At 68.8% G+C, this 24,749-nt stretch carries 26 protein-coding genes and 1 pseudogene; 9 read left to right on the top strand and 18 right to left on the bottom strand.

Going from position 1 to position 24,749, the window contains the following annotated elements; translation table 11 throughout:
- Positions 1 to 95 precede the first annotated feature (95 nt).
- Entirely contained in the window at positions 96 to 953 is an 858-nt protein-coding gene (locus JOE46_RS20305) for a helix-turn-helix domain-containing protein (protein ID WP_097211756.1), read from the top strand.
- A 6-nt stretch (positions 954 to 959) separates the two neighbouring features.
- Here JOE46_RS20305 and JOE46_RS20300 read toward each other — a convergent pair whose 3' ends face one another.
- Genes JOE46_RS20300 through JOE46_RS20285 form a run of 4 tightly spaced genes read right to left on the bottom strand, consistent with a single transcriptional unit; the run spans position 960 to position 4,242 of the window.
- Positions 960 to 1,835, bottom strand: a complete 876-nt coding sequence (locus tag JOE46_RS20300) for an alpha/beta fold hydrolase (RefSeq protein WP_097211818.1) — start codon at positions 1,833 to 1,835, stop codon at positions 960 to 962.
- 30 nt (positions 1,836 to 1,865) lie between these two features.
- Entirely contained in the window at positions 1,866 to 2,675 is an 810-nt protein-coding gene (locus JOE46_RS20295; RefSeq protein ID WP_097211757.1) for an SGNH/GDSL hydrolase family protein, read from the bottom strand.
- The gene (locus JOE46_RS26590; protein WP_245221124.1) at positions 2,672 to 3,472 is read right to left on the bottom strand and encodes a hypothetical protein; all 801 of its coding nucleotides are present in this window, start codon (positions 3,470 to 3,472) and stop codon (positions 2,672 to 2,674) included. Before JOE46_RS26590 ends, JOE46_RS20295 begins: the two co-directional genes overlap by 4 nt.
- Positions 3,469 to 4,242, bottom strand: coding sequence for an SDR family NAD(P)-dependent oxidoreductase (locus JOE46_RS20285; RefSeq protein WP_097211758.1), 774 nt, complete (start codon positions 4,240 to 4,242; stop codon positions 3,469 to 3,471). The genes JOE46_RS26590 and JOE46_RS20285 overlap by 4 nt, the downstream gene beginning before the upstream one ends.
- A gap of 50 nt (positions 4,243 to 4,292) precedes the next feature.
- Here JOE46_RS20285 and JOE46_RS20280 point away from each other — a divergent pair, with 50 nt between their 5' ends.
- The gene (locus JOE46_RS20280) at positions 4,293 to 4,781 is read left to right on the top strand and encodes a MarR family winged helix-turn-helix transcriptional regulator (protein ID WP_097211759.1); all 489 of its coding nucleotides are present in this window, start codon (positions 4,293 to 4,295) and stop codon (positions 4,779 to 4,781) included.
- Between the two features lie 73 nt (positions 4,782 to 4,854).
- On the opposite strand, the gene JOE46_RS20275 is transcribed toward JOE46_RS20280, so the two are convergent.
- Together JOE46_RS20275 and JOE46_RS20270 are read right to left on the bottom strand one after the other, a co-directional pair.
- The gene (locus JOE46_RS20275; RefSeq protein WP_097211760.1) at positions 4,855 to 5,487 is read right to left on the bottom strand and encodes an NAD(P)-dependent oxidoreductase; all 633 of its coding nucleotides are present in this window, start codon (positions 5,485 to 5,487) and stop codon (positions 4,855 to 4,857) included.
- Positions 5,488 to 5,633: 146 nt separating this feature from the next.
- On the bottom strand, positions 5,634 to 5,858 hold the full coding sequence (locus JOE46_RS20270; protein WP_143548452.1) for a hypothetical protein: 225 nt from the start codon (positions 5,856 to 5,858) through the stop codon (positions 5,634 to 5,636).
- Between the two features lie 146 nt (positions 5,859 to 6,004).
- Between JOE46_RS20270 and JOE46_RS27150 the strand changes: the two are divergent.
- Together JOE46_RS27150 and JOE46_RS20255 are read left to right on the top strand one after the other, a co-directional pair.
- Positions 6,005 to 6,810 (top strand): annotated as a pseudogene (locus tag JOE46_RS27150) (helix-turn-helix domain-containing protein).
- 217 nt (positions 6,811 to 7,027) lie between these two features.
- Complete coding sequence (locus JOE46_RS20255; RefSeq protein ID WP_097211763.1) at positions 7,028 to 7,492, top strand: MarR family winged helix-turn-helix transcriptional regulator; 465 nt, start codon at positions 7,028 to 7,030, stop codon at positions 7,490 to 7,492.
- Positions 7,493 to 7,564: 72 nt separating this feature from the next.
- Here JOE46_RS20255 and JOE46_RS20250 read toward each other — a convergent pair whose 3' ends face one another.
- Together JOE46_RS20250 and JOE46_RS20245 are read right to left on the bottom strand one after the other, a co-directional pair.
- Positions 7,565 to 8,476 carry a VOC family protein gene (locus JOE46_RS20250; protein WP_097211764.1) on the bottom strand — a complete coding sequence of 304 codons (912 nt, stop codon included), beginning with the start codon at positions 8,474 to 8,476 and terminating at the stop codon, positions 7,565 to 7,567.
- A 182-nt stretch (positions 8,477 to 8,658) separates the two neighbouring features.
- On the bottom strand, positions 8,659 to 9,378 hold the full coding sequence (locus JOE46_RS20245; protein WP_097211765.1) for a DUF4386 domain-containing protein: 720 nt from the start codon (positions 9,376 to 9,378) through the stop codon (positions 8,659 to 8,661).
- A 116-nt stretch (positions 9,379 to 9,494) separates the two neighbouring features.
- On the opposite strand from JOE46_RS20245, the gene JOE46_RS20240 reads away from it, so the two are divergent.
- Positions 9,495 to 10,187 carry a TetR/AcrR family transcriptional regulator gene (locus tag JOE46_RS20240; protein WP_097211820.1) on the top strand — a complete coding sequence of 231 codons (693 nt, stop codon included), beginning with the start codon at positions 9,495 to 9,497 and terminating at the stop codon, positions 10,185 to 10,187.
- A gap of 43 nt (positions 10,188 to 10,230) precedes the next feature.
- Here the strand turns inward: JOE46_RS20240 and JOE46_RS20235 are convergent, their stop codons facing one another.
- The 7 genes from JOE46_RS20235 to JOE46_RS20205 all read right to left on the bottom strand — a co-directional run bounded on the left by JOE46_RS20235 (position 10,231) and on the right by JOE46_RS20205 (position 17,163).
- On the bottom strand, positions 10,231 to 10,743 hold the full coding sequence (locus tag JOE46_RS20235; RefSeq protein ID WP_245221123.1) for a hypothetical protein: 513 nt from the start codon (positions 10,741 to 10,743) through the stop codon (positions 10,231 to 10,233).
- Between the two features lie 51 nt (positions 10,744 to 10,794).
- On the bottom strand, positions 10,795 to 11,664 hold the full coding sequence (locus tag JOE46_RS20230; RefSeq protein WP_097211767.1) for a citryl-CoA lyase: 870 nt from the start codon (positions 11,662 to 11,664) through the stop codon (positions 10,795 to 10,797).
- Positions 11,661 to 12,911, bottom strand: coding sequence for a CaiB/BaiF CoA-transferase family protein (locus JOE46_RS20225; RefSeq protein ID WP_257017472.1), 1,251 nt, complete (start codon positions 12,909 to 12,911; stop codon positions 11,661 to 11,663). Before JOE46_RS20225 ends, JOE46_RS20230 begins: the two co-directional genes overlap by 4 nt.
- Entirely contained in the window at positions 12,908 to 13,681 is a 774-nt protein-coding gene (locus JOE46_RS20220; protein ID WP_097211768.1) for an IclR family transcriptional regulator, read from the bottom strand. The genes JOE46_RS20225 and JOE46_RS20220 overlap by 4 nt, the downstream gene beginning before the upstream one ends.
- 180 nt (positions 13,682 to 13,861) lie before the next feature.
- A complete protein-coding gene (locus tag JOE46_RS20215) occupies positions 13,862 to 15,145 on the bottom strand; it encodes an RNA polymerase sigma factor (RefSeq protein ID WP_097211769.1) in 1,284 nt (427 codons plus the stop codon).
- 18 nt (positions 15,146 to 15,163) lie between these two features.
- Positions 15,164 to 15,583, bottom strand: a complete 420-nt coding sequence (locus tag JOE46_RS20210) for a YciI family protein (RefSeq protein ID WP_097211770.1) — start codon at positions 15,581 to 15,583, stop codon at positions 15,164 to 15,166.
- Positions 15,584 to 15,714: 131 nt separating this feature from the next.
- The gene (locus JOE46_RS20205) at positions 15,715 to 17,163 is read right to left on the bottom strand and encodes an MFS transporter (RefSeq protein ID WP_257017473.1); all 1,449 of its coding nucleotides are present in this window, start codon (positions 17,161 to 17,163) and stop codon (positions 15,715 to 15,717) included.
- 136 nt (positions 17,164 to 17,299) lie between these two features.
- On the opposite strand from JOE46_RS20205, the gene JOE46_RS20200 reads away from it, so the two are divergent.
- A complete protein-coding gene (locus JOE46_RS20200; protein WP_097211822.1) occupies positions 17,300 to 17,899 on the top strand; it encodes a helix-turn-helix domain-containing protein in 600 nt (199 codons plus the stop codon).
- Positions 17,900 to 17,903: 4 nt separating this feature from the next.
- Here JOE46_RS20200 and JOE46_RS26860 read toward each other — a convergent pair whose 3' ends face one another.
- Positions 17,904 to 18,473: a TetR/AcrR family transcriptional regulator gene (locus tag JOE46_RS26860; protein ID WP_097211823.1), complete on the bottom strand. Its 570-nt coding sequence runs from the start codon at positions 18,471 to 18,473 to the stop codon at positions 17,904 to 17,906.
- 221 nt (positions 18,474 to 18,694) lie between these two features.
- Here JOE46_RS26860 and JOE46_RS20190 point away from each other — a divergent pair, with 221 nt between their 5' ends.
- Both JOE46_RS20190 and JOE46_RS20185 read left to right on the top strand, forming a co-directional pair.
- Positions 18,695 to 20,194 carry an LVIVD repeat-containing protein gene (locus tag JOE46_RS20190; RefSeq protein WP_245222156.1) on the top strand — a complete coding sequence of 500 codons (1,500 nt, stop codon included), beginning with the start codon at positions 18,695 to 18,697 and terminating at the stop codon, positions 20,192 to 20,194.
- Positions 20,191 to 20,865, top strand: coding sequence for a DUF305 domain-containing protein (locus tag JOE46_RS20185; RefSeq protein ID WP_097211773.1), 675 nt, complete (start codon positions 20,191 to 20,193; stop codon positions 20,863 to 20,865). The genes JOE46_RS20190 and JOE46_RS20185 overlap by 4 nt, the downstream gene beginning before the upstream one ends.
- 15 nt (positions 20,866 to 20,880) lie before the next feature.
- Here JOE46_RS20185 and JOE46_RS20180 read toward each other — a convergent pair whose 3' ends face one another.
- Together JOE46_RS20180 and JOE46_RS20175 are read right to left on the bottom strand one after the other, a co-directional pair.
- Complete coding sequence (locus tag JOE46_RS20180) at positions 20,881 to 21,516, bottom strand: TetR/AcrR family transcriptional regulator (RefSeq protein ID WP_097211774.1); 636 nt, start codon at positions 21,514 to 21,516, stop codon at positions 20,881 to 20,883.
- Positions 21,517 to 21,623: 107 nt separating this feature from the next.
- Positions 21,624 to 23,339, bottom strand: a complete 1,716-nt coding sequence (locus JOE46_RS20175) for a hypothetical protein (protein WP_097211775.1) — start codon at positions 23,337 to 23,339, stop codon at positions 21,624 to 21,626.
- Positions 23,340 to 23,693: 354 nt separating this feature from the next.
- Between JOE46_RS20175 and rsgA the strand changes: the two genes are divergently transcribed.
- Positions 23,694 to 24,716 carry a ribosome small subunit-dependent GTPase A gene (gene rsgA / locus JOE46_RS20170; RefSeq protein WP_097211776.1) on the top strand — a complete coding sequence of 341 codons (1,023 nt, stop codon included), beginning with the start codon at positions 23,694 to 23,696 and terminating at the stop codon, positions 24,714 to 24,716.
- The last annotated feature ends 33 nt before the right edge of the window (positions 24,717 to 24,749 follow it).

Raw genomic sequence — 24,749 nt, 5'->3', positions numbered from 1 at the left:
ACCCTGGTGTCCGGCCCGGCCGGCAGGAAGGCCGCGGGAAGGGTGGTAGTGGCAGGGCCACCCTCCGCGCCGCGAACGCTTGTACCGTTCGAGGGGTGAGCGACAACGAGTTGGGGCTGTTCCTGCGCACCCGCCGTAATGCGGTGACTCCCGCCGCGGTCGGCCTGCCCGCCGGTCCACGGCGGCGCACCCCGGGCCTGCGCCGCGCCGAACTGGCCACCATGGCCGGGGTGAGCGTCGAATACATCACCCGGCTCGAGCAGGGCCGGGACCGCCGCCCCTCGCCGCAGGTTCTCTCCGCCCTCGCCGACGCGCTGCACCTGACTCCGAGCGAACGCGTCCACCTGTACCGCTTGACCAAGACGGCCGACGGCGGGTTCAGCTGCATGGGCGGCACCCATCCACTACGCGAGATCCGCCCGAGCGTGCGTGCGCTCCTGGACCATCTGGAACCGGCGCCCGCGGTGGTCGTCAACCGGCTGTCCGAGATCCTCGCTTGCACCGAGGGCTACCGGCGGCTGATGGCACCGACGGGGCTGCTCGCCGACGAGACCCGTTCCAACCTTGCCCTGTTCGTCTTCACCGACCCCCACGCCCCCGCCGTCTATCCCGACTGGGACCACGTGGCCGACGACCTGGTCGCCTCCCTCAAACAGGGACCCTTCCGCGCCGACCCGCACATCGCGGCCCTCGCTGACGAACTGGCCGTCGTCGCGGGCGCGGCATTCACCGACCGGGTCGCGACCGTGCCCAATCTGCCCACCGCCACCGGCATCACCCGGCTGCGCCATCCCGTTCTCGGCGAGCTCCGACTCGCCTACGAGACCCTCGATCTGCCCGCGGACGACGCCCTGCGCCTGATCGTCCATCTCCCCGCCGACACCGCCACCGCCTCCGCCCTCGATTCCCTGGTGGGCCGCCGCCCCGGCGGGCTGCGCGCGGTCTCGAGCTGACGGGACTCACCGCCGGGCGAGGAACTCCAGGATCCGGGCATTGACCGCCGCCGGCTGCTCGAGCTGGAGGAAGTGGCCCGCGCCCGCGATCAGGTGGGCCTCGCTACCCGGCGGGAGGTTCGGCCCCACCAGGGCGGCGAGCCGCGGATCGAGGCAGCCGTCGTCTTCGCCGTGGAGATACAGCATCGGGATCACCGGCAGCCGCATCTCGGCCCCGGCCCACCGCCGGTAGCGCGCGGGCAAGCGCGGAAACGGCCGGGCCGCGTTCCGGTAGTAGGCGAAGACGGCCCGGCGGTGTGCCCTCTCGGGGATCGCCGCCAGCACCGCCGGCAGGTCCTCGCTCGCGTCGTACCCGGGTGACCAGTCGGCCCACAACCGACGGACCAACGGTTCCGCGACGCGTTCCGGCAGGAGCGGGAGCTGGTTGAACAGGATGTACCAGCTGTTGCGCAGCTGCCGTGGGAGCACCCGCAGCGCGGCAGGCGTCCGCAGTGCCGCGAACGGCGGGACCGACAGCGCCGCCACGGCGACAAAGGGGTTGTCGGCGTGGGCGGCCAGCGCATTGGCGGTGACCGCACCCCAGTCGTGTCCGATCAGCGCAGCGTCGGACCCGCCGCCGAGCCGGGCGTGGATGGCGACGGCGTCGTCCATCAGGGCCGCGATGTGGCCGCTGCCGTCCCCCGGCACCGCCGAGGGGGCGTAGCCGCGGGTGAACGGCGCGACCACCCGCCAACCCTCTTCGGCCAGTGCGGGTCCCAGGTGCCGCCAGGTGTGCGCGGTATCCGGGAAGCCGTGCAGCAGCACCGCCAGCCGGCCGGTTGCGGGCCCCCAGGTCAGGGCCCGCAGCCGGACCTCGTCGAGGTCGAGGGTGATCTCACGCATGCGGACCATCCTGGCCCATCCGCTACCTCGTCACCGGGTCAATGCGTCCAAGACCAGGCCGGCCACGGCCGCCTGGGTCGCGGCCTGCGGATGGACCCCGTCCTCGAGCAACGATTCGGGTCCCGTGACGGCCGGGCTCGTGTCGATCACCAGATCCCGGTCCCCCGCGATCCGGCGAACCGCACCGGCGGTGCGTCGGACGTCGTCGTTGGACCAGTGCAGTCCGGCGCCGCCGAAGAACGGGAACGCGGCGACGGCCGCCTCGTCCACCGGCGGCGGGGTCAGCCAGATCCAGTGCGCCGCATCGCCGGACGCTCGCTCACGGAGCAGCCTCAGGTTCCGCTCGGTCTCAGCCTCGCTGACCAGCCGCGGCCCGTCGACACCACACCGCTGGATGTCGTTGCCGCCCAACAGGATGAACACCCGATCGGCCGGCTGCCTGCGGATCCCGGCCAGTCCGGCCAGCGTCCCCGTGGTGGACGCCCCCGACACCGCGAGGTTGATCAGCTCCAATCCGAGGTCCGGCCGGTGCCGGTCGATCAGCGTGCGCAGCACCTCGAACCAGGACAACCGGTCGGCGGTGGTGCTCTCGCCGATCGCCACGATGCGCTCCCCCGCGGTGAACGGCAGGCGGCGCAACCGATCCGCCACCCCCGCGTCCGCGGCCAGCCGGTCCGCGGCCTCGTCCCGCTGCCGATCCAGGTCGGCCAGTGCGGCCTCGTATCCCGCGAGGTCGGTGCCGAACACCGCAGCCTCGGTGGCCCGGTCCGGCCGCGCCCATGGCAGCGCCCGGTCCGGCCGCTGAAATCGCACCAGCTTGGGCAACATCGGATTGCTCATCGTGAACTCCCTTGATTCGCAGTGGTTTCGCCGCGCCTGGCCCGCCGGCGCGGTAGCAGGAAGGCCGCCGACACGATCCAGACGAAGGCCGGGAACCGGGCTATCGGCAGCAGGATCGACAGGCCCGGCAACGCCACGGACAGCGTCGCGACCATCGCCACCGCCGCGATCACCAGGCCCGCCCAGGCGTGCCAGCGGGGCAGCAACCGGGCCAGCAGCCCGGGCACGGCGATGCCGGCCACGAGCAGGCCAAGCGGCACCACGAACCCGGCCCCGCCGGTGACGAAGGCAAGATCGTGCAGCAGCCGGATCAGTTCGTCGTGCGCCAGGATCTCAGGCCGGGTCAATGCCCAGCTGAAGCCGGCCGACATCGCCAGCGCAGCCGCGGCCAGGACGCCACCCCCGAAACCGATCCGGGGACCGGGTGCCTGCACGCCGAGCCGGCCCAGCCGAACCGACACGACCGCGGCGAAGACGGCCAGCGGCAGCGAGGCGGCGAACTGCAGCAGGCTGGCGACCAGCACCTGGTCCGAGTGGTCCCGGAAGTAGGCGACGATCTCCTCCGCCGGGGCGAACGGTGACGGGTAGACGGCCCCGCCGCCCAGGACGATCGGTAGCACCAGCGAGGCCATGAACAGGGCGACGGCGGCGATCGCCACCGGTGGTAGCGGCGGTCCGTCCTGCTGCCGCCTCCCGGCCACCGGTCCCGGCGCCCGGTCGAGCGTCTGCACGCCGCCCGACGGTCCGCTCGGTCGCGGGCCGACGGCGCTCCTCGTATCACTCGCGTTCTCGTTCACAGCGTCATCCCTCCGGTGATGTCGATGGTGTTCCCGGTGATCCAGCCCGCCGCGTCCGAGACGAGAAACGCGACGGTCTCGGCGATGTCGGCGGGTTGACCGATGCGGCGCAGCGGCACGTGTCCGGCCACGGCGGCCAGCTGGGCGGCGGGCATTCGGTGCCGCAGCGTGGCGGTCTCCACGATGGACGGCGCCACGCAGTTGACCCGAATGCCGTTGCCTGCGTGCTCCTTTGCCAGGTGCTCGGTCAGCATGACCACGCCCGCCTTGGCCGCGGCGTAGGCGGCGTTGGCCTGCGAGGCCCGGCGTCCGGCGCTGGAGGCGACCGTGACGATCCGCCCGTCGCCGCGCTCGACCATCCCTGGCAGCACGGCCCGCAGGGTGAGGAACGTCGAGGTCAGGTCGAGATCGACGATCTCCCGCCAGCGCTGCGCGCCCATCTCCGCCGACGGTTCCGGCGCGCCCGCGCCGCCCGCCAGCGGGACCGCGATGTCGATCGGCCCGAGGTCCGCGGACACCCGTTCGGTCAGCTCCGCCAGGTGGTCGGGGTCGCGCACGTCGCCGAGGTGAGCGGTGGCCGTGCCGCCGGACCCGCGGATCTGCTGGACCAGTGCGGTCAGCCGATCCTCGGTACGACCGTGCACGGCCACCGCCGCGCCGCGGTCGGCGAGGGCGCGACCGACCGCGGCCCCGATCGATCCGGACGCGCCGGTCACCAACGCCACCCGACCGGTGAGGTCGGCTTGGTTGAGCTCATTAATTCCAGTCATGCAATCATTCATAGCACAGAATGATTACGTGTCAATGGTATGGTGCGGGCATGGCCACCGACCCCGCGGCGCAGCCGTTCCGACCGCCCGCGCAGCGGGTGAGCTTCCTGTTGTCCCAGCTCGGCATGTACGCCACCGCCCGATTCGCGGAGCGACTGTCCGCACTGGAGTTGCAGCCCAGCGACGTCGGCCTGCTGCGGCTGATCGCGACCGATCCGGGAATGAGCCAACAGGCGCTGGCGACCAAGCTCGGCGTGGTGCCGAGTCGGGTGGTGGCGCTGGTGGACGGACTGCAGGCCAAGGGGCTGGTGGAGCGTCAACGCAGCGCCCGGGATCGTCGCAACTACGAACTGCACCTGTCGGTGGGCGGCCGCGCGGTGATGGCGCAGATGCGCGAGATCGGCGAGGCACACGAGGCTGACCTGGTCGCGGCGCTGTCGGCCGAGGAGCGACGCACCCTCGGCGAGTTGCTGGCGAAGGTGGCCACCAGTCACGGCATCGAGCCGGACGTGCACCCCGGCTATCGCGCCCAGTCCTGAGCGGCCCGCGCCGGCCCCACCCGCCTGCGCCGCGCAACGGAAAGCGTCGCGCGGCGCAGGGCCGACGTTTCGGTCAGGCCGAGACCTCGACCGTGCCCTTCCAGGTCGTGGGGTCTTCCAGGATCCGCACCGCATAGTCGGCCAGGGCGGCGCGGCTGATCGACCGCGGCTTGTCCAGGTGCCGATTCACCGCCGCGCGGGCCTCACCCGTCGAGGCTGCGTCGGTCAGCATCGGCGGCCGGACGATGGTCCACCGCACGTCCTGCGCCGAGACGAACTCCTCCATCCGGGCCATGTCGGCGTAGCCGTGCCGGAACCGCGGCTGGATCACCAGCCGGGTCACCATCCGCTGGGCCCACGGGGTGTCGGGTGCGATCTCCAGGCCCGCCGAGGACAGACAGACGAGCCGCCGCTCCGGCCCGCCGTCCAGCGCCGCCAACAGGTTCGCGGTTCCCTGCGAGTAGACGGTGGTCGGATGCCTGCGATCCGTGCTGCCCAGGCAGGACAGGACGGCCCGGCAGTCGCCGACCTCCGATTGCCACCGCCCGCCCTGCAGCACGTCGCCCCCGATCACCCGCAGCCCCGGCCGGGCCGCCACCGCCTCCGGCCTACGGGCGACCGCCACCACTTGATGCCCGGCGTCCAGCGCCCGGTCCAACGCCAGCTTCCCCGTGCCGCCGGTCACCCCGGCCATCAACAGGTCCATCGCAACTCCGATCGCAGCAGTAAATGATTCACATTACTGAATCATAGACCGATCAATCACGCATGAGAACAGAGACAGCGTGCGGCGGGCAGCCCTGCGCTCGCATTCCGCCATTTCCGGATACCGGTTCAAGGCACCGCGTGGCGTCAACGGCACAGCCACCCACTCAGATATCGGGCGGTGAACGGGTTGATGACCCACACCATGGAAGCGACCGCAAACGACACGCTCACGGCCAACCGCACCGGCATCGGCGCACCATCCATGAGGGGCGTCAGGACAGTCCCGAGCACGGCCAGAATCGGGTAGATGCCACACACCGTCAGCAGCCACACCTTCCATCGGCGCGGTGCGCTATTCGTGGTCGTCAACAAAACCTCCAAGTTCATCGATGGCGTTCCTACGCACCCGAGTCTTGAACCTCACGCGATGATGTTGAAGACCGTGGCCTTCCTAGCAGTGACACGGCCAGGGACAGCGACCTTCATCTGTCGCTGGACTTGGCAGAATTCGGTGCGTGAGCACATCTGGGCCTCTCGGCGCCTTCCTCCGATCGCGGCGATCACTCGTTCTGCCGGCCGACGTCGGACTGTCTGTGGGGCCAGGCCTGCGCCGCACTCCTGGGCTGCGACGTGAGGAGTTGGCAACGATCGCGGGCGTCAGTTTCGATTACTACACGCGCCTCGAGCAGGGCCGGGAACGTCGACCCGGGCACGCCGTGCTGGAGAGTCTCGCCCGGGCACTACGGCTGAGCACCGACGACAAATGCCACCTGCACCGCTTGGCAGCGCACGCCGCCGAACCACGAGCAACCACACCCCCGGCGCCCGCCCCCTCAGTGCGTCCCGCCATCGATGCGATCCTGACAGCGTTGCGGCCTTCGCCGGCATACGTCCTCAACCGGGTCAGCGACATGATCGCCGCGAACCCCGAAGGCCTGTCTCTGTTCCACGGAATCGTCCTGTGGCAACCGAACCGACGCAACACCGTCCGCTACATTTCACTCACCCGGCAGCCCGCACGCTGTTCCGCGATTGGGAATCCACCGCACGCTCCAGCGTCGCGCAATTACGGACCATGAACGCTCACTGCCCGTCCGACCCCCACTTGCGCGAACTGGTGAAAGATCTCGAGTCAGCCGACCCGACATTCCATCGGCTCTGGAGGGACCATGCCGTCGGCCCACGACGGCACACAACCAAGTCATTCGACCATCCAGATCTCGGATCAGTCACCTTCGACTTCGAGACGCTGCACCTACCCGACGACGGGCTACGGCTCTCCATCTACACAGGCGCCCGTGACACCACATCCACCGAGTAGTGCACCGTCACGGGAAGCAACGGAATATCAGCTCGTTCCCGCGTAACCGCATGGGGTGCTTCAGGTTGGCTCATCGACTGCCGGAACCTGGCCTGCAACACTCGACGGCCGGCGGCCGACGCACGCTCCATCGCCTACCGCCCCCATGCCACCCCGCCCATCAACAGGTCAACCAATTATTGGCTACGCCAATACTTGACATCCCTATAATGCCTGCATGAGTTCGTCTGACCACTCCAGCACACCCCAGCTTTCGAGTCGGCCAGGGTACGTGCTGGTTAGAGCGGCTTTACGGGTTCGCCAATGCTATGCCGACACATTGGCAGGCACTGGGTTGCTGCCGAACCAGCACGCTATCCTCAGCACGCTGCACGAACTCGGCCCTTCACACCAAAAGGAACTCGCACTTCGCGTCGTAATCGACCCGGGCGACATCGTGTCCTATCTCGACGGCCTGCAACAGAGCCAGTTCATCGTTCGGGAGCGCGATCCCGCTGACCGGCGCCGCCAGATCGTGACAATCACCAAAGCCGGCCGCACCAAGCTGATTGAGGCGGACAACGCACTGGACGAGGTGGAAGCAACCATATTCGCTTCCCTGACCGCCCGGGATCGAACGTTCCTCGACAAGCTCTCCGCTCGAATCTATGACGCGGCCGCCGAGGTCAGCGCCGCACGATAGCTCCGTGCACCGCAGAGTTTGGCGACGTTGGACGCTCGGCGTGGACATCGGGCATGCCGAACGTCATTGCCGCTAGACACCAGCAGGGATGGGCTTGACGATTCCCGGCAGGCGAGACTTCGCGACATCAGAGAGCTTGTGCCCCCAATAGCTGGGCCTGCCGTAAGTCCTAGCAACCCAACTCAAGTCGTCGACCGTCAACCCCCCAAATCCATACTCGATCTGCAATCCCGATGGGCTCCCGATGTAGACAGAGGTCATGAGGTCGTTGGTGTGCCTGCCAAGGGACTGCATCACGTCGGTGTCGTAAGTGTCGAGTAGGTCGATCAGACGGCCAAGGTCATCCATATGCTCGACTTCGAGCATCAGATGATTGAACCCAACGTGACCAGGGAACTCCGACAACGCGAGCGAGTGATGGCGACCGTTGATGTGATAGAAGCGCACGCTGAAATACTTGGTCGTGATCCGATCCGAAAGCCGGAAACCGAGAACATCGACATAAAACTCATTGGCCTTCTCGATGTCCGGAACCTGAAACACAACATGCCCGAGCCCCTGATCGCCCGTGACGAATCCCCCGCGCATCGTCCGGCCAGTCGAGAACGACAGGGGCGTTGCCACCTTTCCCCACGTCAGCTCATGCCGAATCCCCCAGGGGTCTTCGAACCATGCCAGCTCGGCAACCTCTCGCTCTGCCAAGAGTTCGGGATCACCGGTATGGACCACCACCCCATGCGATTCGAGGTGGTTTACGAATGCGTGCAGATCTGTCTCATTCGCCATTCCCCATCCTGCGTAACGGAACTCATCCTCCTCGCCAGGGTGGATCGCAATCCGGTAGTTGATGTCGTCAACTGCGAGACGAACGGCGCCGTCTGCCCCGTCCGGAGCAAGCATCCCTCCGAGGAGCTCCGTCCCGTAGGTCCGCCATTCCTCGGACCGGGGCGAACCGATGCCGATGTAGGACAGCTCTTGAATCATGCGCCCGACTCCTTCACTCGAGGGCCGCGACCGCGTCAGTCCTACCTGCCCGACTGAGCAGTCGCCTCATGCCCGACGTTTGGTATGCCGAAAGCGACGGTACACATGCCAGCCAATGATTGGCAATGCCAATAGTTAACTATTTGCAGCCGGCCGCCGGACCATCGCCAACGGCACGGAACTCACACTGCCAACGGCTCGAGACGCATGCCGCCCGAGCCAACGGCGCGGTCGCGGACGGGAACAGACTTGAAGCCCTTGGTGATCAGATAGACGGCAAAGCTGACCTCCCACGCGAACACCGGCAGCGCGGAGATCGCATGGGCCGCAGGGCCGTAGAGCCCGAACAGCACGGCAATCGCGGAGGCGGTGACGAGCGGGCCACCGACGAGCCCGAGCACGGCGATGGGCCGGGGCGCGAGCTCGGACCGGTACACCAGGTAGGCCAGCAACAGGGTGTTCATGCCCAGCACCACGCTCGGGCCGAGCAGGAACGTCCAGTCATGGATTGCGACCAGCGCCTGCCCAACCGCGACGAGCGCGCCCTCGCCCGCGCCCGCGGCCGCGCCGTCCCGCCGCAGGGTCACCAGCGCCAGCACACTGACGATGCCGATTGTGATGATCGCGGCCTCGAGGATCCGGCCGGCGACGTGACCGAGGGCCATTCCCTCGCCCTGCCTGCGGATGACCGGATACAGCGTGACGGCCGTGCCGATGATGGCTGCGATCAGGATGAGTTCACAGAGGGCGCCCAGCAGCACCCGGCCGTCGGCACCGGCGCCGCCGACATAGCCGGGATCCGAGAGCGCCGGCTGATAGAGGGCTAGCCCCGCGATCGCCGAGACCTCGGTGACCAGGAACAACACACCGGCGGCCATTGCGGTCCTTCTTGCTGAGGTCATTGCGCCACTCCCTTGAGTCCAGAGGTGTACGTAGTACACCATCGGCCAGAACGCTAAGGTGTACGAAGTACACCTGTCAACCGATGGCGGGTGGCACGCAGGAGAGGACGGAGCCGATGGCCCGCAGCAAGGCGGAGACCCGCCGCACGCCCCTGAACCGAGATCGCGTGCTGGCCACCGCCATTGCCCTGGCCGACTCGGACGGGATCGAGGCGGTGAACATGCGCCGGCTCTCGCAGGAGCTGGGAGTGGTCCCGATGGCGCTCTACAAGCACGTGTCCAACAAGGACGAGCTCCTCGACGCGATGGTGGACACCGTCGTGACCGAGATCGATGTCCCGGACCCAAACCTGCCGTGGCGGAACGCGATCCGATCCCGCATCCTGTCCGCGCGCGCGATGCTGCTCCGGCACCCGTGGGCGCGACGCGTCATGGAATCGAGGACCGCCCCGACCCCGGCGGTGCTGGCCTACATGGACTCCACCATCGCGACCTTCACCGCCGGCGGCCTGTCCGTCGACCTCACCCATCACGTGATGCACGCACTGGGGAGCCGCATCTTCGGGTTCACCCAGGAGCTCTTCGACGAACCCGCCGATCAAGAAGTCCCCGCGGCCGCCGCCGCGCAGCTGGCCGAGGCCTACCCCCATATCGCGGCGGTCGCCGCCAGCCACCCGCACGACGAGCATTCGGTGGTGGGCACGGGCTGCGACGACCAGTTCGAGTTCGAGTTCACCATCGACCTCCTGCTCGACGGTGTCGAGCGGCTACACCGACAGGGCTGGGGCTCCGGCCAGACACCCGCCTAGGCGCGCCGTCGGAATCAGTCGGTCCCCCCACGCCGTGGCAACGTCAGCAGCCCGGTGACCCCCACACCAGCGTCTCGCCGTCGACGCGAACACTTGCGAAGAACCGCTGCTCGGCGTCCGCACCACCGCGGTTGTAGCCCTTCATGATCTCGGCCAACTCGTCGGCGAGCGCCCGCAACGCCGGGCTGACGGTCTCGATGCCGTCCTCGGACACCCACCCCCACTCCCGGGGGACGTCGTCGATCGTGATGACGACGCCGGCATCGTGCGGCGTCTCGACGAGGTAGGAGATCCCGGGAGGGGCATCGCGGATCGGATCGTGCACGGCCAGCTGCCCCGGCGCAGTAGCTGTCGCGAAGACCACTCGCGCAAAGGCGATGTCGTCGCGGATCGCGTCCGCGATGTGCGAGAGACCCGCATGCCGGCCGACTCGATCGTGCCGCGCACCGTGCGTGCGGTCGCCGGCGCCGTCCTTGACGAACTTCGTCAGGATCCGGTCGAGCATCCGCTGCGCCGCGGCTCGTTCGCCGGCGCCGGTTCGTGGATGCTCGATCAACGTTCTCAGGCGAGTGATTCGAAAGCTTGAGTTTCCGGCCACCCACCCAGGCTAGCCAGCGGGGTGCTCGGCATTCTCGCCGAGGGGCACCGCCCGTTCACCAGGCCCGACATAGGCGGCGAGCAGCGGCGGCGGCAGCGGCCCCTTGATGCGGCGACCGCCCTCGCGCTCTTCCCAGGAGTGCGCGAGGATCCCGACCGATCGGGACAGGATGAACAGGCCGCGGGCCAGCTCCGGCGCGAACCCGAGCTCCGCGTAGATGACCGCGGTGGCGCCGTCGATGTTCATCGGCACCGGGCGGTCATGACGTTGCGCGAGTTGCCGTTCGATCTCCTCGGCGACGACGAGATGCTCCCCGGAGACCGTGCCGAGCTCGACATGACGCCGCACCGCGGCGAGCAGGGGGTCACGCCTGGGGTCTCGTGGGTGGAAGCGGTGCCCGAAACCGGGCACGTAGCGGCGGTCGGACGCGAACTCGTCGAGGGAACGCCGCACCGCCTGCCCCAGGCCCGCACCTTCGAGGGTGGCTCGGCGGATACCACCGAGGACCTCCACGCATTGCTGCCCGGCGCCGCCGTGGTCGTCGCCGAGCAGGCCCACTCCCGTGGAGATGGCGCCGTGCAGGCCGACCCCGCAGGTCGCGGCCATGCGGGCCGCAGCGATCGACGGCGCCTGCGGACCATGGTCGACCGCGGACACCAGCGCCTTCTCCAGCAGCGACGCCTGCGCACGCGTCGGTAGGTCGCCGCGCACCATGAGCCAGATCATCTCGACGAATCCGATCCCGTCGATGAGCTGCTCGATGGGGTACCCACGCAGACGGATGACGCCCGGCTCGATGTCGCTGATCGCGGTGGACCACCAGTCGACGACATCACGGGTGCCGGTGCGGGACAGCGCGTCATCGCGCGCGGCGCTCATATCGCGTGATCCTCACGGAGACGGACGATCTCGGACCGACCGTAGCCGATCTCGGCAAGGATCTCGTCGGTGTGCTCGCCCAGCCTCGGCGCCGGAGAGGAGGGTGACACCGGATGTCCGTCGACATGTGTGGGAAGCCCGAGGACCTGCAGGGTGCCGCCGCAGGCAGCAGGCGACTCGACGGTCGCAACCAGGCCGCGACGGGCGACCTGCTCCGAACACAGGGCCTGGGGTACCGACACCACCGGGGCTGCGGGGACTCCGGCGCCCAGGAAGATCTCGTCCCATTCCGCGGCCGACTTGGCCTTGAGCGATGTCTCGAGCTCCTCGCGCAGCACGTCCCTGTTGAGCTTGCGGTCCTCGCGGGTGGCGAAGCGCGGATCGTCGACAAGCTCGAGACGGTCGAGGATTCGGCACAGGATCTCGAACTGTTCCTGCTTGTTCGCGGCGATGTTGAGGGCTCCGTCGGCGGTGCGGAAGGTGCCGGACGGCGCCGAGGTGATGTTCTCGTTACCCATCGGAGTCGGTTCGCGGCCTGCGATGAGGTGATCGGAGACCACCCATCCCATCGAGGTGAGGGCGGCGTCGAGCATCGAGGTGTCGAGGTAGGCGCCCTGCCCGGTGCGCTGTTGACGCACCAGCGCCGAGGACACGGCGAAGGCCGCGGCGAGCCCACCGAAGCTGTCGCACACCGGGTACCCGACCCGCAGTGGCGCGGTGTCGCGAGTGCCGGTGACCGACATGATCCCGGACAGCCCCTGGACGACCTGGTCGTAGGCGGGCCTGGTCCGCATGGGTCCGTCGGCGCCGAATCCGGAGACGGCGCAGTACACAAGACGGGGATTGATGGAACGTAACCGGCCCCAACCGAATCCGAGTCGTTCGAGCACACCGGGTCGGAAGTTCTCGATCAGGACGTCCGCTCGCGTCACCAGCCTCTCGAACACCTCCTTGCCGCCTGCGGTCTTGAGGTTGACCGTGACAGAACGCTTTCCGGAGTTCTGCGCCAGGAAGGAGGTCCCGAGACGCTCGCTGCTCAGCTCGGCGCTGTCGCCGAGCTGGCGGGCGAGATCACCGGTCCCTGGTGTCTCGATCTTGATGACGTCGGCGCCCATGAGCGCGAGTTGATAACCGGCGAACGGGCCTGCGAGGACGTTCGTCATGTCCAGGACGCGGATGCCCGCGAGCAGTCCGACGCTCGCGTCCGAGCCCCCGCCGTCGATGTCGTGTTCGTGCTCTTCGTTCACAGGAACGCCTCCACACTTCCCAGACCGATGCTGCTGATCTCCGCCGCGGACTCGGTGACCGCGTCGACATAGCGCCCCACCCGATCGGCGGTGAATCGGGAGGTGGGACCACCGATGGACAGCGCCGCCAGCACGCGTCCGTCGGCAGACAGGATGGGCGCCGCGACGGCCGAGGCGCCCAGTTCACGCTCGCCGTGGGTCACCGCGTATCCGGCCTGTCTGATGCCGAGCACTTCGCGGCGAAGCGAGTCGAGATCGCGGTCCGGGCGCCCGACGAGGTGACGCAGGACCGACTCGGACGCTCCGCCGAGGAGGACCTTCGCGGCAGCCCCTGACTCGAGGGGGTACGGGACGCCGGTCTTCACCACGCTGCGCACGGTTGCGGTTCCCTCGACCTGCGCGATCGAGACCCGGCTGAGGTCCCGGCGGATGTATACGTTGACCGTTTCACCGCACATGTCGACGAGACGGGTCATGACGCGCCGCGCGTCCGCACCGACTTCCCACAGCGACCCCGCGAGATCGACCCAGCGCAGGAAACCCGCGCCCAGGCTGCAGCTGGAGTCGCCTAGATCGACGATCAGACCGAGTCCGTCCAGGGTGGCCAAGACCCGCACCGCGGTGGTCTTCGGCAGGCCGGTCAGCGCCACGATCTCGCGCAGCGTGCGGCGCGGATGATCGAGGTCGAACAACCGGAGCACGTCGACCGCCCGGGCGATGCTGCGCACCCCGCCGTCCACTTTGTCCGCCGCCAGTCCCGCTTCGGCCATCACCTCACAGTAGACCGCTAGCCGGTTTCACAGAACCATTGTGCGGTTCTAAATTGTCGTCACCGCGGGTCGCGATCGGTCACTCGGTGACGGGTGCGCTCGCTCCGGGAGGCTGTAGCTCTCGCTCTTACGAGTAAATCACGACAATCCGGCCAACCCGGACACGTGGAGGCCGAGCCGTCAGCCGAGGCCGGCGAGCTTGCGTTCGAGCACCGCCCGCTCGCGCGCATTGCCGCACAACCGAACTGCGAGCTGGAGCTCGGTGCGTGCCTCCTCGGCGCGTCCCAGTCTGGTGAGCAGCTCGCCTCGAACGGTCGGCAGCAGGTGCGAGGTCGACAGCGCCCCGGCCGCTGCCAACTCGTCAACGATCGGCAGCGCCGCGGCGGGGCCCTGGGCCATCGAGACAGCCACCGCGCGGTTGAGCTCGACCACCGGCGACGGAGAGAGCCTGCCCAGCGCCTCGTAGATGAGCACGATGCGCTCCCAGTCCGTCGCGTCGACCGATGCTGCGACGGAATGACATTCGGCGATCGCCGCCTGCAGACCGTAGGCGCCCAGTCCCCTGCCGACCCGCTCCGCCCTCGCCAGGGCGGCGCGTCCCCGACGGATCGCGGCGCGGTCCCAGCGGCGGCGGTCCTGGTCTTCGAGCAGCACCGGCTCGCCGTCTGACCCGGTGCGGGCGGGAAAGCGTGCCGCGGTCAGCTCGAGCAGCGCCAGCAGGCCCTGGGCCTCCGGCTCGTTCGGCACCAGCCTGGCCAACACCCGCGCGAGCCGCTGCGCCTCGCTCGCGAGGTCGAAACGGATCAGGTCGCCACCGAAGGTGGCCGAGGACCCCTCGGTGAAGATCAGGTAGACCACGCTGAGCACCGAGCCGAGCCGCTCGGCGCGCTCCTGCGCCGACGGCACCTCGAACGGCACCCGAGCCGCCCCGAGGGTCTTCTTCGCCCTGGTGATCCGGGCCTGAACGGTCGCGGTGGGGACGAGGAACGCGCTGGCGATCTCGTCGCTGGTCAGGCCGCCGACCACCCGCAGGGTGAGCGCCACCCTCGCCTCCCGCGACAGCACGGGGTGGCAGGAGATGAACATCAGCGCGAGCACGTCGTCGTCGATCTGGTCCGGATCCCACAGCACGTCCTCGGCGTCCCGGGTCGGGTCGACCGGTGCGCTCCCCGAGACGGCGCCGCCCTCGCCCAGGTCCTTGGCAAGGGCGGCGTACCTGACGTCGAGGGCGGAGCGCCTGCGGAATGCGTCGATCGCGCGGCGACGGCCGACGGTGAGCAGCCACCCTGCGGGGTTGCGGGGTTCGCCGTCGCGCGGCCAGGTCACGAGCGCCTCGGCCAGCGCCTCCTGGGCGAGATCCTCGGCCAGCGCGAAGTCGCCGGTGTACCGCGCGAGCGCGCCGACGATCCGCGCGGACTCGATCCGCCAGACGGCGGCGACGGCCTCACGCCCGGTGTGATCCACCCTCGCCCGCCGATCCGCTCAGAGCTGGCCGGTGGCCTCGCGCCACGCCCGCTCCTTCTTGATCCACTCGTTGTCCTGCGGGAACTCGTCGATCGTAGGGACCCTGCGGATCTCGGTCTTGAAGCCGGGGCCGGTGATCGGCGACCGCTTCGCCCACTCGATGGCCTCCTCCTTCGACGCCACGTTGAGGAGGTAGAAGCCGCCGAACAGCTCCTTGGTCTCGCCGTACGGACCATCGCTGACCACGGGCTGCTCCGAGGAGTGGTCGACGACCACACCCTCGGCGGCATCGTCGAGCCCCTCCGCGGCGAGCAGCACCCCGGCCCTGATCATCTCGTCGTTGTACTTGCCGACGGTCTCGAGCATCTCGTTGAAGTCGGTGTTCATCATTCCCGCGAAGGCCTCGTCGGTGGCTCGCATGATCAGCATGTACTTCATCGTTGTCTCCCTCGGTGGTCCGGGTCCCTCTCGGACCCTCTCATCCATAGGTCGAACGGGGAAGGACGTGGATCGACACCGCCACGAACTTTTTTTCGCGGCGATCCGAGTTCGGGCCGGCGCAGGGTCGGTCAGCTCGACTTCCCTGCCGTCGGCGACACCCGGGCGACGAGGAGCACCAGCAGTCCGCAGCAGGCCACGAGGATCCAGCCGGGCCGGGAGGCATGAGCGAGATCCGCGGGGGCGGCGGTGGCGATGACGCCGCCCGCGAGGGCAACGCCGAGGGCGGCGCCGAATTGGCGTGCAGTCGAGGTGAGCCCACCCGCAACCCCCGAACGGTCGGCGGGCAGGCCGTTGACCGCGGTGTTGGTGATGGGGGCGTTCGAGAATCCGAACCCGATGCCGAGCAGCAGATAGGCCAACAGCAACACCAGGATGCTGGTGTCTTGGTCCAGGGACACCAGGCAGAGGCCACCGAGGGTGGTGAAGGTACCGGCGATCAGCAGCGGGCGCCGAGCGCCTACGCGTCCGACGAGGATCCCGGACAGCGGCGCGCAGGCCGTGGCGCCAAGGGCCATCGGCAGAGTGACGGCGCCCGCGGCGAAGGCGCTCATCCCCCGCGCATCCTGCAGGTAGAGCGTGCCGAGCAGCAAGGTCGCGTTCAACGCCACGAACACCACGACGGCGCCGACAACGGCTGCGGTGAACGGCTTTCGCCGGAACAGTCCGAGATCCATGAGGGGTTCGCGCCGCCGGGACTCGGTCCACACGAAACCTGCGGTGGCGGCGGCGACCACCGCGTATCCGATCAGCGCGACGGGGGAGACCCATCCGATTCGCGGGCCCTCGATGAGCATCGCCACCGTGCCGCCGACCATGACGATGAGCAGCAGCTGACCGGGCACGTCGAGCCTTCTTGGCCGCTGGCCCCTCGACTCCGGGACGAAGAACGCGGTCAACAGCAGGACGGCCACGACCACCGGCACGTTGATCCAGAACACCGATCGCCAGCCGAGGCTCTCGACCAGCGCGCCACCGGTCACGGGACCCGCGGCCATGCTGACGCCGAAGACCGCCGCCCACACACCGATCGCCCTGGCCCGCTCCCTGGGATCGGTGATCACATTGACCACGATCGCCAACGCGACCGGGCTGAGCATCGACCCGCCGACGCCCTGCACGACCCGTGCCCCGATCAGGAGACCGATGGACGGCGCCAAGGCACACGCGGCGGACGCGACGCCGAATACGAGCAGCCCGAGCTGGAAGACCCGTCGTCGCCCTACCCGATCGGCCACCGCCCCGGAGGAGATCAGCAGGCTCGCCAGGACCAGTGTGTAGGCGTTGACCGTCCACTCGAGGCCGGATGTGCCGACGTTCAGGTCCTGTCCGATCGCAGGCAGGGCCACGTTGACCATCGTCGTGTCCAGCCCGACCACGAACAGGCTCAGGCAACAGATGGCGAGCACCACCCAGCCCCTCCTGCCGCTGCTGCCCCCGGGGTCGACCGGTCCCGTCGAGGGGTCCTGCCGCGGATGCGGTGGCAGGTTCGTGGTGCTGATTCCAGGCTGAGGTCGCACGATCAGTTCCTCCGGTCGGTTCGTCCGGACCGCGCGCGGATCCCCCGCTGCGCCGATCCCCATTCGTCGGGGGGATCGTCGCAGTCGATCCCTCGAACCCGGTAGGAAATTTGCGAGGACTGCAAAGATGGGCGGCATGGACACCGAGCTGGAGCAGATGCTCGCCGACGTCGGACCGCGACTGCGCTCGCTCCGCCGCGATCGCGGCATGACCCTCGAGACGCTCTCCGCCGCGACCGGCATCTCCGTCAGTGCGCTGTCACGGCTCGAGTCGGGCAAGCGACGCCCGACCCTGGATCTTCTTGTTCCCCTTGGCCGGGTGCATCGGGTGGCGCTCGACCAGCTCGTCGGGGCTCCGGCCACCGGCGATCCGCGCGTCCACCTCACACCGCGGCGACGCCGCAACGGCAGCGTCGTCATCTCGCTGACCAACTACCCGGGCCGGGTTCAGGTCTTCAAGCAGGTGATCGGGCCGTGCACACCAAAGCTGGTCACCCATGCCGGGTACGAGTGGCTGTATGTCCTCGCGGGTGACCTGCGCCTGATCCTCGGCGAGCGCGAGGTGCTGTTGCGTCCCGGGGAGGTCGCCGAGTTCGACACCAGCGAGCCGCACTGGTTCGGCCCGGCTGGCTATCAGGCGGTCGAGATCCTCCACCTGTTCGGGCCGCAGGGCGAGCGGGCCCACGTGCGCGCACGGCCGAAAGAACATGCGGCCCAAGATCATCAGGATTGCTGAGGATCTACCGGATCGGTTTGGCCCCCAGCCCGCGCCGCAACAACCGCCACGCCCGGTCGGCCGTGTCACGGCGGGAGTCCTCGTCGCTCTGGAGCAGGATGGGCGCGAACATCGCCAGCGCCAACACCACGTCTGCCGCCTCCACCTCAGGCGCGATGGCGCCGGCCCGGCGAGCACCCTCGACCTTCCCGACCAGCAGGTCGGTGAACCGCACACTGACCTCGACGAGCCGGGGGTCCTCCAGTCCGGCAGGGATGAGCATCGCGACGAATGCCGTTGAGGCGGTGATCTGCTCGACGATGAACTCGAGGACCTCGTCGAGCGTCGATTCCGGCCGGGCTGCCAGTTCCTCGATCTCGGCGATGTTGTCCTCGAACACCGCCAGGATGATGCTCTCCCGGTTCGGGAAATGGCGGTAGAGGCTGCCCTGGCCGACCCCGGCGGCGCGCGCGATCAGGCTCAGCGGCGCGTCGACGCCGTTCTCGGCGAACACCCGTCGCGCCGCATCGACCAGCGCCGCACGGTTTCCCGCCGCGGCCTTGGGGCCTCGATTGACTCGGTGCGATGTGTTCACGCCGACCACCCTACGGAGGTGAACATTTCGGACATCGGCCGCCGCGAGCAGTGCACTGAACGGTGATTCGAAGCTTGACTCGACGACCGGTGTGACGCACACTACAGAACCATCCGGACAACGGTGTCCGGTTAGAGGGGAAACAAAGCGTGAACTCCAGGAATGTGGTGCGTGCCGGCCGAGCTGCCACTCTCGCCGCTGCCGCGGCACTGTTGCTGCCCATGGTCAGCGGCGCCGCCGCACCCCAGTCGGACGCGCCCGGCAAGGTGCTCGAGGAGCACGCCGTCGCCACCAACACGGCAGCGCTCGCGGACTGCGGCCCGGGTTCACTGCCGGAAACCGGACTGCAGGGCGACGTCCCCGCCGCCGAGCGCGACAACGGCCGCAGCACTCAGGGATACCGCTGCAACGCCTCCGCACTCGGTGGATTCGCGGGGCGTGGGGCAGGCATCGTCTCGGCCTCCTACGACCACTGCGCCTACCTGGGCACGATCTTCCCCGGCGACCTGCTCGGCCCCTCTCCCGGCGTACAGGTCCTGGACGTGTCCGACCCGGCCCACCCCGTCCCCACCGCGAACCTGACCGAACCCGCCATGCTCGCGGGCACCTGGGAGAGCCTGAAGGTCAACGAGAAGCGCAAGCTCCTGGTCGGCACCGGCGTCCCCGCGCTCACCGGCAACGGCCTGCTCTCGGTGTACGACATCTCCGATTGCGCCCACCCGCGCCTGCTGAACCCCGGCCCGGGCACCAACCTGCAGATGCCGCTGCCCATCACCTCCCACGAAGGCGGCTTCTCCCCCGACGGCAACACCTACTGGTCTTCGGGAATCGCCCCGAGTGTGGTCAGCGCCGTCGACCTCACCGACCCGGCCAACCCACACGTCATCTGGCAGGGCCTGATCGGCCAGTCCGCCCACGGGTTCGGCATGACCCCCGACGGCAACCGGATGTACCTGTCGGACAACGGCGGTGGCATCACGGTTCTCGACACCAGCGCGGTGCAACGCCGCGATCCCAATCCCCAGGTCCCCCAGCTCGCTCAGCTGACCTGGACCGATGGCATGGCGACGCAGCACAGCGTCCCGGTCACCTACGACGGCACGCCCTACCTGTTCACCCCAAACGAGGGCGGTTCCGGCGGGGTGAAGCTGATCGACGTCTCCGACGACGCCAACCCCCGGATCGTCAATACGATCAAGCTCGAGATCAACCTCCCGGAGAACCAGGACTCGGCCATCGGGTCCGCTTCCGGCGGTTCGGCATTCGGCTATGAGTCGCACTACTGCGCGGCGGACCGGCCGACCAACCCGACCGCCCTCGCCTGCGGCTGGAGCTCCTCGGGAATCCGGGTGTTCGATGTCAGTGACCCCTTCGACGTGCGGGAGATCGCCTACTACAACCCGCCCGCGATGAAGGGCCGCAACCTCGAACGCTGGAACTCTCCGCACGCGCTGGCGTCGGTCCTGGGAATCCCGGCGCTCAGCATCTCGGCCGCGATGCAGGCCAAGGAGCAGGGCAAGTTCAACATGGACGAGGCGCTCACCTCGCGCACCGGGATGATCGCGGGCGGCGACCTGACCACCGACTGGTGCTTCTCGCCGCCGCAGTGGCGCGGCACCCAGCTCTGGGTCACCTGCTCCGACAACGGATTCATGGCCCTGCAACTCGACAACGACGTCTATGACCCGCCCGCAAACCAGAAGTCCACGCTCGGATCATGACGAAGGCAACCTGCATTCGGGTCGCCGCGCTCGGGGCGGCGGCGCTACTCTTCCTCGCTCTGGGCGCGGCGCTCCGCCCACTCGTCATCGACGAACCACAGGTCTCCACAACGGTGTTGAACGACACCGAGATCGGCTTCATCCAGGATATGGCGGGGCATCACCAGCAGGCGCTGATGATGGTCCAGCGGCTGGACCCCGGGATCGATCCGGGCGTCGCGCGCCTCGCCCAGCAGATCGGTGACGCCCAGCGCATCGAGGTCGGCACTCTGATGGGCTGGCTCCGACTCGCGGGCGTCACCGCCGCCAACCCCGCGCCGATGGCCTGGATGGGCGCCGACCACGAAACCGGCGGCGCCCATACGCATCGCGCCACAGTCCCGCCCGCGGACCCGCCGGCGGACCAACCGGCGGCGCTCATGCCCGGCATGGCCACCACCGCCGAGCTCGATGCCCTCGCCACCGCCCGCGGCCGCGACGCCGAAACGCTGTTCCTGCAACTGATGCAACGCCACCACCTCGGCGGGATCGCCATGGCCCAGGCCGCAGACCATCTGCTCGACGAAGGCCCGGTCAAGCAAACCGCGCGCAGCATGATTCTGGAACAGGGCTCGGAGACCGGGCTGATGACGGCCCTGCTCGATCAGCGGGGTGCCCAACCCCTCGGATAGGCGAGCCGACCGCCGCTACTGGACGGCGTCGGGGTCCGAGCCGGAGCCGACCACGTCTCCATCGTCGAACCCGGCCGCCCAGTACCGACCCCGCAGGGACAGGTTCAGGAGCATCTCGGTGACCTCCTCGGGCGTGAGGGGTGGTGGGTCGAGGTCGAGCCACCACTGCAGCACGCCGACCACTTCCCCTACCCATGCCCGCGACAGCACCGTGAGATCCATGCGCGGGGTGACGCCGAGTGCCGTGGCCCTGGCCCCGAACATCTCCGCCGCTGCCGCGCTGCAGTCGTCGACGAACCGCCGCAATGCACGGCCGTCCCCCTCGCCCCGCAGGATCATTCGATAGATGTCGCGTTCCTCGGCTGCGTGCCGAAAGATCTCGAGTACCGGCCTTCCGGTGAACCCCACCGACGATTCTGGGGTCAGCGAGCGAAGGCGCTCCTGCAGATCATCGATCAGGCCGGTGACCACCTGTGCGAGCAGGGCGTCCTTGTCCGGGAAGTGGGTGTAGAAGGTGGCCCTGCCGAGGTCTGCTCGCTCGGTGATGTCCTCGACCGTGACGGCCGAGTACCCACGTTCCAGGGTCAATGACACCAGCGCGTCCCGTAGGAGTCCGCGACTCCTACGAACCCGACGATCTTCGCTTGCCACGCGATACTCCCTGGGTTGCCTGAGGTCGGAGCTGGACAGAGTACCCACTACCGTACAGAGCGTCGGTGCCGTCCCTACCCTGCTGACCACCGGGTTCACCCCGGGTTCTACCGGGATCGCCGCGGGATGCGGTGGACGAGGAAGGGATCGAGAGTGTCGATCGCCTCCTCTGGCTGGGTGCGGTGATTCCAGCGGAACATCGAGATGGTGATCGCTTCCGGGGTGAAATCGATCAGGGTGAACCCGTTCTCCTCGAGCGGTTGGACGATCTCCTGCGCAGTGAGGGTGGTCGAAGGTATCGGCGGTGTTCCCCGGAACGACGAGGGAAAGCCCGGGGTGCTGCTACCGGGCGTGCCCACGCACAGGCTCACAACGGGGTTTGCGGACAGATCGTGGTCACGGGTCCGGGAGATCGTGCCCAGCGCCGAGCAGTGCAGATCCCCGCTGACCCACAACGGAATTCGGTCCCGGCGCTCGGAGGTGGCGACGACGAGGCGGTCGTGCTGGTCGTGCCAGCCGCTGGGCCAGAACGGCTTGTCCAGGTCGGCCGAGAGTTCGCCGTCCTTGCCGAGCAGGTCCGGGTACCACTCGGCGAATTTCCCTGCGCCCCAGAGAATCGGCGAGCTGGGGATGTGCGCGATGTGGGACGCCGTGGTGCTGCGCGTGCGTTTGATCAGCCACTGCTCGATCGGCTTCGGTACCAGGCGGGCCTCGGGGTGGCCGTCGCGGCCCGGATTGTTGTTGTAGTCGGGCTGCGCCGGGTCGCGAGTGTTGTTCATCAGACCCTTGGCATTGTAGATCCAGCCCTCGAACAGATCGCCGTAGCGCAGCACTCCGAAGTCCGGTGACCGGCCGTCGGCGTTCGCGTATTCGGACGGCATGTCGTATCCCGCAAAGAGTTCCGGGTAGTAGAAGTCCTGCGTCGCGCGGGCGGTGTCGAAGGCGAACCGATCGGGCGGGAAGGTCCGCGCTGCATCGGTCGCCTCGTCGTTGTCGAGGTAGTCGTGGTCGTCGCGCACGAAATAGACGGGGGTGGAGCGCCACTCGACCCCGTACAGGTCGGCGATCTGCGGACCGAAATCCCGCTTGAGGATCTGCTCGTTCGCGGTGCCCTTGACCGGCTGATTGCGGTCGAAGTACCCGCCGCCGATCACCGCGGCCTGTGGCGAACGCCCCTGGGCGATGCTGCTCGGGATGGAGCGGGTGTCCCAGTAGATGTGGTCACCGTTGGCGTGCATGGCGTCCGGAGCAAAGGACCGCATGCGATCAAGCAGGCGACGCTTGACCCGAAGAGGCTGGAACTGCGGGACGAGCGGCGGGAACCCACCCGCGTTCGGGCCGAGGAACTCCTCCGGACCACCCGCGCAGGTGATGCACGCCAGACGGAAGCTCGACGCCCGACTGTCCGGCGCGGGAAAGGTCCGCAAGGGCCACGTCGAGGTCACCGCGGCGCCGGCGGAGTCCACGATCCGCAGCGTGTACTCGTGGTCGGCGGACAAGCCGCGAGCATCGAATTCGAAGCACTCGCCCATGGTGTCGGTCATCCGCCCGGGGACACGGAGGTCGTCGACCAACAACACCGGCTCGGCCTGCTGCGGACCGCGGAACGACACCTTCACCACGAACCGCTCATGGGTCGCCGACGGCAGGATGTGCCGGACACTGCCCGCCTCGAACCCCTCCACACCGGCCGCACCACCGCCGGGCACGCCCGCTTGCGCGCTCGCCGGGGCCGTGACCAGCGCCGCTGCCGCGGCTGCTGCCACCCCACCCGTCCGGGCGAGGAACGCCCGCCTGTTCCAGGACCCACCCTGCTGCTTCACGATCAATCTCTCTTTCCGCCGGCGAACATCCACTGATTCCGTCGCTCAGGCCTCTCCCGACGACTCCAAGACCATTAATAGACATGGTGTACAGCATTGGACATAGTGCCCTAGACCTAGGAAAGCAGCAAGGGTTGGCCGGCGAGGCTTCGAGTGGCCGGAAATTCGGTTGCGGCACGACCTCCTCCTCCTGCAACATCGGTGGGTCCGATCCGACAGTCGACTTCAGGGAGGGGAACCGCATGGCCGCATGGCCGTTCGGCGCCGCGTGCGCCGTCTCGCTCCCCTGCCCTCCCGCCTGACCGAGGCCCCACGTGACGTGACCCGGTCGGCGCCCTCGTCGAAGGATCACCCATGTTCACTCCCCATCACCTCGTCCGCTTCGGCTGGAACGAGGCGGTCTCCCACGCCTTCAGCACCCTCGACCTCGACCTCTACGAACCGGGTCGCGTCGTCCGCGTCGACCGCGGCGAATGCGACGTCGTCACCGCATCCGGGCAAATCCGTGCGCGCACCGGCGCCCAGTCGGTCTGCACCGGCGACTGGGTCACTGTCGGCGGCTCGGTCGTCGAGGACGTCCTGCCCCGACACAGCGCGATCGTGCGCGCCTCGGCGTCGATCCGCTCCGAGAGTCAGGTGCTCGCCGCCAACGTGGACACCGTGGTCATCGCGGCCGCGCTCGACACCGATGTCGACCTCGGCCGCATCGAACGCTTCCTCGCCCTCGCCTGGGAGAGCGGGGCGACGCCCGTGGTCGCGTTGACGAAAGCCGATGCGGCCCTGGATGTCTCCCGCGCCCTCGCGGATGTCGCGGCGATCGCGCCCGGCGCCACGGTGCTCGCGGTCAGCGCCAGGACCGGGGACGGCCTCGATGTTCTGATCGCGGCGGTCGACGGCACCGTCGCGCTCGTCGGGCAGTCCGGCGCGGGCAAGTCGACGCTGGCGAACGCGCTCCTCGGCGAGGACCTGTTCGCGACAGGCGAGGTCCGGCACGGCGATCACAAGGGCCGCCACGTCACCGCGCACCGTGAGCTGGTGCCGCTGCCGGGCGGCGGCACCCTCATCGACACCCCGGGGCTTCGTGGCGTCGGGCTGTGGGACGCGGCCGACGGAATCGGCCGGGCGTTCAGCGAGATCGACGCCCTCGCCGAGCAGTGCCGGTTCGGCGACTGCAACCACGACGCCGAACCGGGTTGCGCGGTACGCGACGCCGTCGAGCGCGAGGAGCTGCCGCAGCGCCGGCTCGACAGCTACCGCAAGCTGCAACGCGAGAACGAGTGGATGGCCGCGCGGACCGACGCACGCCTGCAGGCCGAGCGGACACGCCAGGTCAAGGTGCAGTCACGCTGGCTCAAGGAGCGTTACCGCAACCGGTAGATCGGCGCGGCCATGGGCCGTCGAGCGGGTGGC

Source organism: Rhodococcus sp. PvR099, from assembly GCF_017833315.1.
GTDB classification, from domain to species: Bacteria; Actinomycetota; Actinomycetes; order Mycobacteriales; family Mycobacteriaceae; genus Rhodococcus_G; species Rhodococcus_G oryzae.
Note: the sequence above shows the minus strand (reverse complement) of the source record. Positions and strands in the feature narration are given on the sequence as shown.